12 protein-coding genes are annotated in these 12,355 nt (G+C 72.2%); 5 read left to right on the top strand and 7 right to left on the bottom strand.

Annotation, left to right across the window (positions count from 1 at the left end; all coding sequences use genetic code 11):
• Positions 1-79 precede the first annotated feature (79 nt).
• Complete coding sequence (locus ACZ4Z4_RS09315) at positions 80-253, top strand: hypothetical protein (RefSeq protein ID WP_361731879.1); 174 nt, start codon at positions 80-82, stop codon at positions 251-253.
• A gap of 87 nt (positions 254-340) precedes the next feature.
• On the opposite strand, the gene ACZ4Z4_RS09310 is transcribed toward ACZ4Z4_RS09315, so the two are convergent.
• Both ACZ4Z4_RS09310 and ACZ4Z4_RS09305 read right to left on the bottom strand, forming a co-directional pair.
• A complete protein-coding gene (locus ACZ4Z4_RS09310) occupies positions 341-1,138 on the bottom strand; it encodes an inositol monophosphatase family protein (RefSeq protein WP_468325739.1) in 798 nt (265 codons plus the stop codon).
• Positions 1,139-1,156: 18 nt separating this feature from the next.
• On the bottom strand, positions 1,157-2,284 hold the full coding sequence (locus tag ACZ4Z4_RS09305) for a ferrochelatase (RefSeq protein ID WP_468324486.1): 1,128 nt from the start codon (positions 2,282-2,284) through the stop codon (positions 1,157-1,159).
• Positions 2,285-2,451: 167 nt separating this feature from the next.
• On the opposite strand from ACZ4Z4_RS09305, the gene ACZ4Z4_RS09300 reads away from it, so the two are divergent.
• Together ACZ4Z4_RS09300 and ACZ4Z4_RS09295 are read left to right on the top strand one after the other, a co-directional pair.
• A complete protein-coding gene (locus ACZ4Z4_RS09300; protein WP_468324483.1) occupies positions 2,452-3,696 on the top strand; it encodes an MFS transporter in 1,245 nt (414 codons plus the stop codon).
• Positions 3,650-4,975 (top strand): D-arabinono-1,4-lactone oxidase, encoded by a 1,326-nt coding sequence (locus tag ACZ4Z4_RS09295; RefSeq protein WP_468324482.1) that lies wholly within the window; start codon positions 3,650-3,652, stop codon positions 4,973-4,975. The genes ACZ4Z4_RS09300 and ACZ4Z4_RS09295 overlap by 47 nt, the downstream gene beginning before the upstream one ends.
• An 8-nt stretch (positions 4,976-4,983) precedes the next feature.
• On the opposite strand, the gene ACZ4Z4_RS09290 is transcribed toward ACZ4Z4_RS09295, so the two are convergent.
• Positions 4,984-6,174: a hypothetical protein gene (locus ACZ4Z4_RS09290; RefSeq protein ID WP_468324479.1), complete on the bottom strand. Its 1,191-nt coding sequence runs from the start codon at positions 6,172-6,174 to the stop codon at positions 4,984-4,986.
• A gap of 481 nt (positions 6,175-6,655) precedes the next feature.
• On the opposite strand from ACZ4Z4_RS09290, the gene sepH reads away from it, so the two are divergent.
• Positions 6,656-7,756 (top strand): septation protein SepH, encoded by a 1,101-nt coding sequence (gene sepH / locus ACZ4Z4_RS09285; RefSeq protein ID WP_468324476.1) that lies wholly within the window; start codon positions 6,656-6,658, stop codon positions 7,754-7,756.
• An 83-nt stretch (positions 7,757-7,839) separates the two neighbouring features.
• Here the strand turns inward: sepH and ACZ4Z4_RS09280 are convergent, their stop codons facing one another.
• Positions 7,840-8,667, bottom strand: coding sequence for a sulfurtransferase (locus ACZ4Z4_RS09280; protein ID WP_468324475.1), 828 nt, complete (start codon positions 8,665-8,667; stop codon positions 7,840-7,842).
• A gap of 458 nt (positions 8,668-9,125) precedes the next feature.
• Here ACZ4Z4_RS09280 and ACZ4Z4_RS09275 point away from each other — a divergent pair, with 458 nt between their 5' ends.
• Positions 9,126-9,851: a VOC family protein gene (locus tag ACZ4Z4_RS09275; RefSeq protein WP_468324473.1), complete on the top strand. Its 726-nt coding sequence runs from the start codon at positions 9,126-9,128 to the stop codon at positions 9,849-9,851.
• Here the strand turns inward: ACZ4Z4_RS09275 and ACZ4Z4_RS09270 are convergent.
• The 3 genes from ACZ4Z4_RS09270 to ACZ4Z4_RS09260 are packed head-to-tail and all read right to left on the bottom strand — an operon-like array spanning position 9,834 to position 12,344.
• Complete coding sequence (locus ACZ4Z4_RS09270) at positions 9,834-10,514, bottom strand: thymidine kinase (protein WP_468324470.1); 681 nt, start codon at positions 10,512-10,514, stop codon at positions 9,834-9,836. The two genes, ACZ4Z4_RS09275 and ACZ4Z4_RS09270, sit on opposite strands and share 18 nt — an antisense overlap.
• A 55-nt stretch (positions 10,515-10,569) precedes the next feature.
• The gene (locus ACZ4Z4_RS09265; RefSeq protein ID WP_468324467.1) at positions 10,570-11,757 is read right to left on the bottom strand and encodes an alkaline phosphatase family protein; all 1,188 of its coding nucleotides are present in this window, start codon (positions 11,755-11,757) and stop codon (positions 10,570-10,572) included.
• On the bottom strand, positions 11,757-12,344 hold the full coding sequence (locus tag ACZ4Z4_RS09260) for a DUF5998 family protein (protein ID WP_468324465.1): 588 nt from the start codon (positions 12,342-12,344) through the stop codon (positions 11,757-11,759). Before ACZ4Z4_RS09260 ends, ACZ4Z4_RS09265 begins: the two co-directional genes overlap by 1 nt.
• Positions 12,345-12,355 lie beyond the last annotated feature (11 nt).

Below are 12,355 nucleotides of genomic sequence, written 5' to 3'. Positions count from 1 at the left end.
CTTGAGACGTGATCGCCCCACTCCTTTGAGGGCACACCCCCGTGCCATCGACCCACGACCCAGCCGAGGGGGCGCAACCATGGACGCATTCACCGCAGGTCTCCTGCAGCGCATAGAGGCCACGGAGTCCGACCTCACGAAGGCCCGTGAGACGGGAGACGACTTCCTGGCCGAGGTCGAGCTGGCGGAGCTGGAAGATCTCCACCGCCTGGCCGCCGAGCACGGCGTCGAGGTGGGCGCACTCCACGCCTGACCGACGCCTCTGGACATGAGCGGAAGGGCCCCGGCACCTGCGGATCAGGTGCCGGGGCCCTTCCGTGCGCGCGGGGCTCGCCCCGTCTCAGTCGTGCCAGGCGCCGAGGTCCTCCAGGAGGCCCTGGAGCGTCTCGAAGAGGGCGGGCGGGGCCGCGACGGCCAGCTCGCCCGAGAGGGGCTCTCCGGGGCGGCCACCGGTCAGGGCGCCCGCTTCCCGCGCCACGAGGTCACCGGCCGCGAAGTCCCAGGGGTTGAGCCCCCGCTCGTAGTACGCGTCGAGGCGGCCCGCCGCCACGTCGCAGAGGTCGATCGCGGCCGACCCGGCGCGCCGGATGTCCCGCACCTCGGGGATCAGGTGGCGCGCCACCTCGGCCTGCTGGGCGCGGCGCTCGGCGACGTATCCGAAGCCGGTGCCGATCAGCGCCCGGTCGAGCGGCGGCGCCGGACGCACCCGGATGGGTTTGTCGTCGAGGTGGGCGCCCTCTCCGAGGACCGCGCGGTAGGTCTCGCCGCGCATCGGGGCGTGCACGACACCGACGAGCGTCTCGCCGTCCTTGCGGGCGGCGACGGACACCGACCAGTCGGGGCGTCCGTAGAGGTAGTTGACCGTGCCGTCGATGGGGTCGACGACCCACTGGACACCGCTGGTGCCCTCGGAGCTCGCGCCCTCCTCGCCGAGCACGCCGTCGGCCGGCCTGCGCTCGGCGAGGAAGTCGGTGATCAGCTTCTCGGAGGCGATGTCCATCTCGGTCACGACATCGACGGCGCTGGACTTGGTGGCGGCGACGCCGAGGTCGTCGGGCCGGCCGTCGCGCAGGAAGGTCCCGGCGCGGTGCGCGGCCTCCAGGGCGACGGCGAGGAGTTCTGCCTTGAGGTCGGTCACATCACTCACTCCGGGTCCTTACGCGAACGGGCTGTCGGCGCCCGCGGCGGCGGGCTTGGGGGCGCGGGCGGGGCAGCAGCCCACCGGGCACAGGTCGTGGCTCGCACCGAGGGAGCCCAGGGCGCACGGCGTGACGGGCGTGCCGCTCTCCGCGGCGGCCCGCTCCAGGACCAGCTCCCGGATCGCCGCGGCGAACCGCGGGTCGGCGCCGACGGTCGCCGAGCGGCGCACCGGCAGACCCAGCTCCGCCGCCTTGGCCTTCGCCTCGGTGTCGAGGTCGTACAGGACCTCCATGTGGTCCGAGACGAAGCCGATGGGGACCATGACCACGGCGGGTGCCCCCGCCGCGTGCCGCTCCTCCAGGTGGTCGCAGATGTCGGGCTCCAGCCACGGGATGTGCGGGGCGCCGCTGCGCGACTGGTAGACGAGCTGCCAGGGGTGCTCGACGCCGGTCTCCTCGCGGACGGCGTCGGCGATGAGCCGGGCCACGTCCAGGTGCTCCCGCACGTACGCACCGCCGTCGCCGTGCTCCTCGACCGGGCCCGAGGTGTCCGCCGCCGAGTCCGGGATCGAGTGCGTGGTGAAGGCGAGGTGCGCGCCCTCCCGCACGTCGTCGGGGAGGTCGGCGAGGGACTTCAGGACGCCGTCGATCATGGGGCGGACGAAGCCGGGGTGGTTGAAGTAGTGCCGGAGCTTGTCGACCTTCGGCAGCTCCAGTCCCTCGGACTCCAGGACGGCGAGGGAGTCCGCGAGATTCTCGCGGTACTGGCGGCAGCCCGAGTACGAGGCGTACGCGCTGGTGGCGAGGACGAGGATGCGGCGGTGGCCGGCGGTGACCATCTCGCGCAGCGTGTCGGTCAGATAGGGCGCCCAGTTGCGGTTGCCCCAGTAAATCGGCAGGTCGAGGCCGTGCTCCGCGAAGTCCTTGCGCAGGGCGTCGAGCAGGGCGCGGTTCTGGTCGTTGATGGGGCTGACCCCGCCGAACAGGAAGTAGTGCTGCCCCACCTCCTTGAGCCGCTCCTTGGGGATGCCGCGGCCACGCGTCACGTTCTCCAGGAACGGGACGACGTCGTCCGGGCCTTCGGGGCCGCCGAAGGAGAGCAGCAGCAGGGCGTCGTACGGAGTGGGATCCAGCGCATCGGACATGTCTCCGATCCTGCCACCCGCCACTGACAGGCGGAAAACGGCCTCCGCCGTCCGGAAAAACACGGTGCGGCCGACCGCCCCGGAGCCGTAAGCTGTATAGGCCATCTTTACGCCTTACCGGAGCCCCTCCTCCCCCGGAGCCGCTCCGGTCCCTCAGCGGAGTCCACGTGCCCAGCCCCTACCGCGCCATATTCGCCGCCCCCGGCACCAAGGCCTTCTCCAGCGCCGGGTTCCTCGGCCGCATGCCGCTGTCGATGATGGGCATCGGCATCGTGACCATGGTGTCCCAGCTCACCGGGCGGTACGGCCTCGCGGGCGCCCTGTCGGCGACCGTCGCGCTGTCCGCCGCGGCGATCGGACCGCAGATCTCGCGCCTTGTGGACCGGCACGGCCAGCGCCGTGTGCTGCGGCCCGCGACGCTGGTGTCCCTGGCCGCCGTCGCCGGGCTGTTGCTCTGTGCGAAGTTCGAGGCGCCGGACTGGACGCTGTTCGTCTTCGCCGCCCTGGTCGGCTGCGTGCCGAGCGTGGGCTCGATGATCCGGGCGCGCTGGGCCGTCCTGTACCGCAACACCCCGCAGCTCCACACGGCGTACTCGTTCGAGTCGGTGGTGGACGAGGTCTGCTTCATCTTCGGCCCGATCATCTCGATCGGTCTGTCCACGGTGTGGTTCCCCGAGGCGGGGCCGCTGCTCGCCGGCGTCTTCCTCGCCGTGGGCGTGTTCTGGCTGACCGCCCAGCGGGCCACCGAACCGGTGCCGCACCCGCGCGAGCACCACACCAAGGAGTCGGCGCTGCGCTCCGTGGGCCTTCAGGTGCTCGTCCTCACCTTCGTCGCGACCGGCGCGATCTTCGGTTCGGTCGACGTGGTCACCGTGGCGTACGCGGAGGACCAGGGCCACAAGTCCGCGGCGAGCCTGGTCCTCGCCGTCTACGCGCTCGGCTCCTGCCTGGCGGGCGCGGCTTTCGGGCTGCTGCACTTCAAGGGGGCGCCCGCCCCCCGGTGGCTGCTGGGTGTCTGCGCGATGGCCGTGAGTATGATCCCGCTTCAACTGGTCGGGAACCTTCCGTTGCTGGCCGTGGCGTTGTTCGTGGCGGGCCTCTCCATCGCACCGACGATGATCACGACGATGGCCCTCGTCGAGCAGCACGTACCACGCGCGAAACTGACCGAGGGCATGACGTGGGTGAGCACGGGACTCGCGGTCGGCGTCGCGCTCGGCTCCTCCGCGGCCGGCTGGGTCATCGACGCCGCGGGGTCGGAGGCGGGGTACGGGGTACCGGGCATCTCCGGAGCCGTCGCGGTGGCGGTCGGGTTCCTTGGGTACCGCCGGCTGACGAGGCCGGTGCCGCAACGGGGAGGGCCGCATGAGTACGGACACGGGCAGCGGGAAGAGCACAGCGACGTGGCGTAACTGGGCGGGCAACGTCACCGCGCGGCCGGCCAGGGAGGTCACCCCCGCCTCGGTCGGCGAACTGTCCGCCGCGCTGCGCCGGGCCAAGGACGACGGCCTCAAGGTGAAGCCGGTCGGCTCCGGGCACTCCTTCACGGCGACCGCGGTGACCGACGGCGTCCTCATACGCCCCGACCTGCTCACGGGCATCCGTGGCATCGACCGTGCGGCGGGCACGGTCACCGTCGGGGCGGGTACTCCCCTGAAGCGCCTGAACGCGGCGCTGGCCCGCGAGGGCCTGTCGCTCACGAACATGGGCGACATCATGGAGCAGACCGTCTCCGGAGCGGTCAGCACCGGCACGCACGGCACGGGCCGCGACTCGGCCTCGATCGCCGCCCAGATCACGGCACTCGAACTGGTCACCGCCGACGGCACGGTCCTCACCTGCTCCGCCGAGGAGAACCCCGAAGTCTTCGCCGCCGCCCGCGTCGGACTCGGCGCCCTCGGCGTGATCACCGCGATCACCTTCGCCGTGGAGCCGATCTTCTTCCTCACGGCCCGCGAGGAGCCGATGACCTTCGACAGGGTCACCGACGACTTCGACGCGCTCGTCACCGAGAACGAGCACTTCGAGTTCTACTGGTTCCCGCACACCGGCAACTGCAACACCAAGCGCAACAACCGCAGCCCTGGCCCGGCGGAGCCGCCCGGCAGGATCAGCGCCTTCGTCGAGGACGAACTGCTCTCCAACGGCCTCTTCCAGGTGGTCAATTCCCTCGGCCGTGCCGTCCCCGCCGCCATACCCGGCATCGCCAAGGTCTCCAGCAAGGCGCTCTCCGCGCGTACGTACACGGACATCCCCTACAAGGTCTTCACCAGCCCGCGCCGCGTGCGGTTCATGGAGATGGAGTACGCCGTCCCGCGCGAAGCCCTCGTACCGGCCCTGCGGGAGCTGCGGGCGATGGTGGACCGCTCGCGGCTGCGGATCAGCTTCCCCGTGGAGGTGCGCACGGCCCCCGCGGACGACATGGCGCTCTCCACGGCCTCGGGCCGGGAGAGCGCCTACATCGCCGTCCACATGTACCGGGGCACGCCGTACCAGGCGTACTTCGCGGCCGCCGAGCGGATTTTCACCGCGCACGAGGGGCGGCCGCACTGGGGCAAGGTGCACACGCGCGACGCGGAGTACTTCGCGAAGGCGTACCCCCGCTTCGGCGAGTTCACGGCCCTGCGCGACCGCCTCGACCCGGACCGCCTGTTCGGCAACGCCTACCTGCGGCGGGTCCTCGGCGACTGAACCCCGCTCTACGGAGTGGGGGTCCCGCCCTGCTCGGCGTCGCCGTCCGTGCCGGTGCCCGTGCCGCTCGACGGAGTGGACGTCGGGGGCGGCGTGGGCGTCGGGTCCGTCTTGGAACCGTCGTCTCCGGAGTCGTCGCCCTGGTCCTTGCCGGGGTCCGTGCCGTTGCCGGTGTCCGGGTCGTCCTTGGAGCCGGAGTCATTGCCGTTCCCGGTGCCCTTGCCCGTGCCGTTGCCCTGGGTGGGGGTGCCGGTCCCGCTCGGGTCCTGGGTGGCGCCGCCGTCCTTGCCCGACCCGTCACCTGTTTCCGGAGTGCCGTTGTCCGAAGGCTGCCCGGAGGGTTCCACGGAAGGCGTGGACGGCTCCTTTGGAGAGGAGTTGCGGCCCGAGAAGCCGTTGCCGATCGTGGTGCCCTTGCCGCCGCTGAGGTCCTTCCCGTCGACCACTTCGTACGTGGTGATCCCCGCCATGGCGACACCGAAGACGACGGCCGCGGCGATCAACGGCCGCTTCCAGCTGCGGACCTGCGAGCGGTGCGTGGTGCCCTCGCTGAACTCCTCCGACGGCAGCGGCGGTTCGTAGGAGGGCGCCGGGTCCTGGCCCGTGGTGCGCAGCACGCGCGTGGCGTCGTCCCGGGGCACCAACTGTGTGGCGTCCAGCTCCGCGGGGTCCACGGGTCCGAGGAGCTGGGTCCTGTCCGCGTCGGCGTCGAGCCCGGCCGCCACGGAGGGCAGCACCGTCGTGGGATCCGCGTCCCCCGCCGTGGGCAGCACCGTGGTCGCGTCGGCGTCGGCGCCCGGGTCCGTCGGCTGGGGCCTCCCCCACGTCGTGGTCACGGGGCCCGTCGCGCCGACGGCTCCCGTGTAGGAGGCGGTTCTGAACGTCGCGGGCACCTGCTTCGCGGCCGGCACCGGAACCTGCCGCGCCTTCGGCTTGGCGTGCACCGTGACGTCACGTATCTGCTCGCCCGTACGCTTGAAGAAGTGCTGGAAGACCGTGCCGCCGCAGGTCGCGATCGCGCTGACGACACCGGCGCCGAGGATCGTCCCGTAGACCCCGAGGTTCGAGGCGAGCTTCGCCGCCACGACCGCGGCGATGGCGCTGCCCGCCACCTGCGGCACGCTCAGATCGAGGCGCCCCTTCTCCTCCGGCTCCTCCTGGTCCTTCGACTCCTTGCCGGAATCCGGCTTTTCACGCATCTCCGACCCTTGCCTGCTTTCTCGCGCTTCTCAACCTTTTCTCGGCCGACTACACGAGACAGGGACGTATGGGCGAAGCGATTAGTTCCGTTTCTGTCTTTTCCGTGAAGTGCGCCACGCGCACGCGGGCGCGGTGCGACGGGGCGACCACCAACTCCCTTCCACCACGAGAACTTCGGCGGCGCGGCGGTCCACCCCCGTGGCCCGAATGGAGTACTGTTGCGAGCCCTGGGTCCGGTCTCCCGCCAGGGTGCCCGGGGCCTTCCAGAACCGCCGGGTGGGGGGCTGGCCGCACAGGGTGGCGAAGGTCGTCACTTAGCGTTGCAAAATGGTTACCGTGCCATAACGGCGATCCAGGGCCCCTGCCCGACACGCCGGGCAACTCGGCAAGGTTGTGGCAGGCTGCACCCGGGCAGGCCACACTCGACTAGCGGAAGCAGCGACGCACGTGACGTCGGCAGGCACCACCCGGGAGGTCCCCATGCCCGAACTGCGTGTCGTGGCCGTCAGCAACGACGGCACACGGCTGGTGCTGAAGGCTGCGGACAGCACGGAGTACACGCTTCCGATCGACGAGCGGCTGCGTGCGGCCGTCCGCGGCGACAGGCCCCGACTCGGACAGATCGAGATCGAGGTGGAGAGCCACCTCCGGCCGCGCGACATCCAGGCGCGGATACGCGCGGGTGCCAGCGCCGAGGAAGTGGCCCAGCTCGCGGGCATCCCCGTCGATCGCGTCCGCCGCTTCGAGGGGCCCGTGCTCGCCGAGCGCGCCTTCATGGCGGAGCGCGCCCGGAAGACGCCCGTACGCCGCCCCGGTGAGAACACCGGCCCCCAGCTCGGCGAGGCCGTGCAGGAGCGGCTGATGATGCGGGGCGTCGACAAGGACACCGTCCAGTGGGACTCCTGGCGCCGCGACGACGGCACCTGGGAAGTCCTCCTCGTCTACCGCGTCGCGGCCGAGCCGCACTCCGCGTGCTGGACGTACGACCCGCCCCGGCGGCTCGTGCAGGCCGTGGACGACGAGGCGCGCTCGCTGATCGGCGAGACGGACGACATCTCCGCGCCCGAGCCGAGCTTCCCGTTCGTGCCGCGCATCGCGCGGCTCCCCAGGGACCGCCCGGCCGACCGGCCGCTCGACCGCGCCCTCGACCGTCAGCTGGACCGCCCGAGCATCCCCGCCCCGCCCGCCGAGCCGGCGGAGGAGGGCACCGGGGCCGGTGGCGCAGTCGCCGAGCAGGAGCGCGACTCCCTGACCAGCCTCCTGGAGGCGGTGCCGAGCTTCCGCGGCGACATGGTCGTGCCCGAGCGCCCCACGGCCGCGACCACTACGGAGCTGCCGCCGCCCGCCCAGGAGGAGCCCGAGCAGGAGCCGGACGCCGAGGAGCCCCCGGCGGCGTCCGCCGGGGCCGGCGCGGCCTATGCGGACGTCCTCATGCCGCGCTCGGTGGCGAGCCACCGCGACCGGCTCGTCGGCTCCACGGACCGGCAGGCCGAGGCGGACGGCGTGCGGCCGGGCCGCCGCGCGGCGGTCCCCAGCTGGGACGAGATCGTCTTCGGCACCCGCCGCAAGAAGCAGGAGTAATGCTCGGGTGGCCGGTCCCCCTGCCCATCGGGTGCGGGGACCGGCCGTTTCCCACGCCGGCCGTTTCCTACTCCGGCCGTCTCCTACTGCGGGTCGGGGCCCGTCGCCACGGGCCGCGACGGGTCGGCCGACCACTCCGACCACGAGCCGACGTACAGCGCGGCCGGAATGCCCGCCACCGCGAGGGCGAGCACCTCGTGGGCGCCCGAGATGCCGGAGCCGCAGTAGACGCCGACCTCGGACGTGCCGGACGTGCCGAGCGCCTTGAAGCGGTCCGCCAGCTCGTCGGCCGGCTTGAAGCGGCCGTCCGCCGCGACGTTCTCCGTGGTCGGCGCCGAGACCGCGCCCGGGATGTGGCCGGCCACGCGGTCGATCGGCTCGACCTCGCCGCGGTAGCGCTCGGCGGCGCGGGCGTCCAGGAGGAGCCCGGAGCGTGCCAGGGCCGCTGCGGCGTCCGCGTCCAGCAGGTCCTTGCTGTTCGGGGCCGGCTCGAAGGAGCCCTCGGCCACAGCCGTACCCGCGCCCCGCTCCAGCGGGCCCGTCCAGAGGCCGATGCCGCCGTCGAGGACCCGGACGGACGCGTGCCCCGTCCAGCGCAGCATCCACCACAGGCGGGCCGCCGCCCAGTTCTGGCCACCGTCGTAGACGACGACGGACCGGTCCTGCGAGACCCCGGCCGCCCGCATCACGGCACCGAACCGGTCCACGTCGGGCAGCGGGTGCCGGCCACCGGAACCCGCGGGACCGGCCAGGTCGGCGTCCAGATCGACGAAGACAGCCGACGGAATGTGCCCTTCTTCGTAGGCGGAGCGCAGGGAGCCCTCGTGCTGCCAGCGGACGTCGAGCACGACCGGCGGATTCTCGCCCGCCAGCTCGCTCGCGAGTTCGGATGCGGAGATGATGGCATTCATGGCCCCATCCTCGCGCACGGGGTGGTCGTGCCGCCAAGGTCCGGCTACCCTGCCCGCCGGACGGCGCCCGATCACGGGGCGTATGGAACCATGCACGGCCTGTACGGCTGACGGTCACTGTCGCGCGTCTTTTGTTCACGGATGAGAAGCGGGAATTCGGGCATCTACCGCGAGAAGCCGGACAAGCGGCGCCGTCGTGGCGCGTGTGACGGCAGGCGGTGCGAGCATCTGCACGGGCGCGAGTCCGCGCGGAATCGTACGCACATTCGAGAACAAGGCTGAGCGGTCGTACGAAGACCGAGGAGAGGGTGACGATGACCGAGGCGCGGGCGAATGGGGTCTCCCCCAAACAGAGCTCGTCTGGACAGAGCTCGTCGGAGCCCTTCGGAAAAGTCCGGCGGGACGGTGCGTGGACCGGCCTGCGGGACAAGCCCGGAACGCCCTGCTGGGTGAGTCTGATGACGCACGACCTGCGCGCGACCCAGGAGTTCTACGGGTCACTCTTCGGGTGGGAGTTCCGACCGGGACCACAGCAGCTCGGCCCCTATGTGCGGGCCCTGCTCGACGACCAGGAGGTGGCGGGCATCGGCCAGCTGCCCGCGGGACGTCAGCTGCCCATCGCCTGGACGCCCTATCTGGCCACGGACGACGCGGACGCGACGGCGGAGGCGGTGCGGCACTCCTGCGGCACGGTCGGCGTCGGTCCGCTCGACGCGGGTGACGCCGGACGGCTGATCATCGCGTCGGACCCGATGGGCGCCGTGTTCGGCGTCTGGCAGGCGGCGGCCCACCTGGGCACCGCGGTGGTCGGCAGGCCCGGCACGCCGACCTGGAACGAGCTGGTGACGCTGGAGACGGCGAGCGTCGTGAAGTTCTACCAGAACGTCTTCGGCTGCACCGCGGAGGCCGTCGTCTCCGCCGACTTCGACTACGTGACGCTGTGCGTGGACGGCCGGCCGGTGGCGGGCGTGCACGGCGTGGGCCAGGCGCTCCCGCGCGACCGGGGCCCGCACTGGATGACGCACTTCGAGGTCGCCGACGTGGACGAGGCGGTGGAGCGGGTCCTCGACCTCGGTGGCCAGGTCCTCAGACCGGCCTGGGCCGGCAGCTACGGCCGGATGGCGACGGTCGCCGACCCGGAGGGCGCGGCCTTCACTCTCGTACGCTCACACACGGACGGCTGAGCCGGGCGCGGCCGCTGCCGCGTCGACCGGCAGCACGTCCGGCGACAGGGCTCCCGCCCGCGCGGTCGCCGCCGTCGTCCTGCGCCGGTGATGGCGGCGGCACAGCACTTCGTACCCCACCTCGTCCGCCGACTGGTTGACGTCGCCCACGACGACCTGGGCGCCCTCGACGACCATCTCGCCGCCTATCGTGCGGGCGTTGTGGGTGGCGCGGGCACCGCACCAGCAGAGCGCCTCGACCTGGAGGACCTCGACGCGGTCGGCGAGTTCGACCAGGCGCTGCGAGCCCGGGAAGAGCTTGGAGCGGAAGTCCGTGGTGATGCCGAACGCGAAGACGTCCAGGCCGAGGTCGTCGACGATCCTGGCGAGCTGGTCGATCTGGTCCGGCGCCAGGAACTGCGCCTCGTCCGCGATCACGTAGTCCGCGCGGCCGCCCTGCGAGAGGTGGTCGACGAGGTGGGCGTAGAAGTCGAAGTCGTCCGCGGCCTCGATCGCGTCGGTGACGAGGCCGAGGCGGGAGGAGAGCTTGCCCTCGCCCGCGCGGTCGTCCCGAGTGAAGATCATCCCCTGGAGCCCGCGGGCGGAGCGGTTGTGCTCGATCTGCAGAGCCAGCGTGCTCTTTCCGCAGTCCATCGTTCCGGAGAAGAACACCAGCTCGGGCATGGGGGGTCGAAGACCTTTCGAGGTTCGGGGAGAGGGGTGGACGGGGGCGGAGCGGTCAGGAGCGTACTTCGAGGAGCGGGACGAGCTGCTCCACGGGGGTCATGGAGCCGTGCATGCCGACCAGGGCCGACTCCTTGGGCTCACGCTCGGAGGCGATGATCGCCACATCGGCGTGGGCCGCCGCGACGACGTCGCCGATGCGCCCGTACACGCGCTCATCGACGTGTGGACCGAACCAGCCCGCGGCGATCGCCTCGTCCCGTCCGGCCACCCAGAACTGCTCGCCGAGCACCTCGCGCCAGACCGTCAGGACGTCGTTCTCGGCACCCGGCACCGCGTAGACGTGCCGGGCGCGGCCCTCGCCGCCGAGGAGGGCGACGCCGGCGCGCAGCTCCCAGTCCGCGTCGAAGTCGATGCGGGACTCGTCGTCGAAGGGGATGTCGAGCATGCCGTGGTCCGCGGTGACGTACAGGGCGCTGCGCGGGGGCAGCTGCTCGGCGAGGCGCTGGACGAGCCGGTCGACGTACATGAGCTGGCCGCGCCAGGCGTCGGAGTCGACACCGAAGCGGTGGCCCTTGCCGTCCACTTCCGCGTAGTACGTGTAGACCAAGGAGCGGTCCCCGGCGGCCAGTTGTTCGGCGGCGAGGTCCATGCGGTCCTCTCCGGAGACCCTGCCCCGGAAGGAACCGCCGCTCAGGGCGACCTTGGTGAGCGGCGTGTGCTCGAAGGTCGGGGAGGAGACCTGCGCGGTGTGCACACCGGCTTCGTGGGCCCGCTGGAAGACGGTGGGGTAGGGCTGCCACGCGTGCGGGTCGGTCCAGGGGTTCCAGCGGAGCTGGTTCATCAGCTCGCCGGTCGCGGGGTCGCGGACGGTGTAGCCGGGCAGGCCGTGCGTGCCGGGCGGCAGGCCCGTGCCGACGGAGGCGAGCGAGGTCGCGGTGGTGGCGGGGAAGCCCGCGGTGACGGGCCGTCCCGTGCCGCCGCGCGAGCTCTGCACCAGCGAGGTCAGGAAGGGGGCCTCGGCCGGGTGCGCCCTGAGCTGCTCCCAGCCGAGGCCGTCGATCAGGAAGACGCAGTTCCGGTCGGCCGGGGCGAGTTCGGGGATGACGGGCGTGAAGCCGTCGACGCCCTGGTGGGCGACGAGTGTGGGCAGCAGGTCGGCGAGCGAGCCGGTGCCGTACGCGGGCACGGGGGCGGTGTCGAGGGCGAGCGGTTGTACGTCGTCCCAGGCGGGCAGCGACATCAGCGGGCGGTGTCCGCGGTCGCCTCGGACAGGGCCTGGGCGAAGGCGAGGGTCTGCCGCACGGCGTCGGGGCCGTCGCCCGCCTCGCTGACGCGCAGGCTCAGGTCGTCGGCGGTCGAGCTGCCCGTGTACCCGTGGTCGGCCTCGCAGTTGGGGTCGCCGCAGGCCGCGGGCTCCAGGTCGAGGCGGGCCACGGCGCCCCAGCCGATGGTCAGGACGACCTCGCGGGGCGGGGTGCCCGGCACGTACTTCTCGGGGTTGCCGACGACGCGGCTGACCACGACCGAGGAGATGCGGCCGATCCTCACCGACTCGGTGGAGGTCGTCGCGTACGGCGTCGGGGAGGTGCTGTCCGCCGCCTGCTCGTCGGTGTGGCTGACGATGAAGCGCGTGCCGGTCAGGACGAGGACGGTGACATGCCGGCGCACTTCGTTGGCGTCGAACGTCGTCTCCTGGTGGACCAGGTAGGACCCGATGGCCTCGCCGCCGATCGCGGCCTCCACCGCCTCGGCCACGAGGGCCGGGTAGTAGCCGCTGCGCTCGATCGCCGCGCGCAGCCCCTGGGTCGTCGTACCGGTCTTTGCCATGCCGTCCATCC

The organism is Streptomyces sp. NPDC030245, assembly GCF_055572995.1.
The sequence above is the reverse complement of the archived record's forward strand: the minus strand, read 5'-3'. Positions and strand labels throughout refer to the sequence as shown.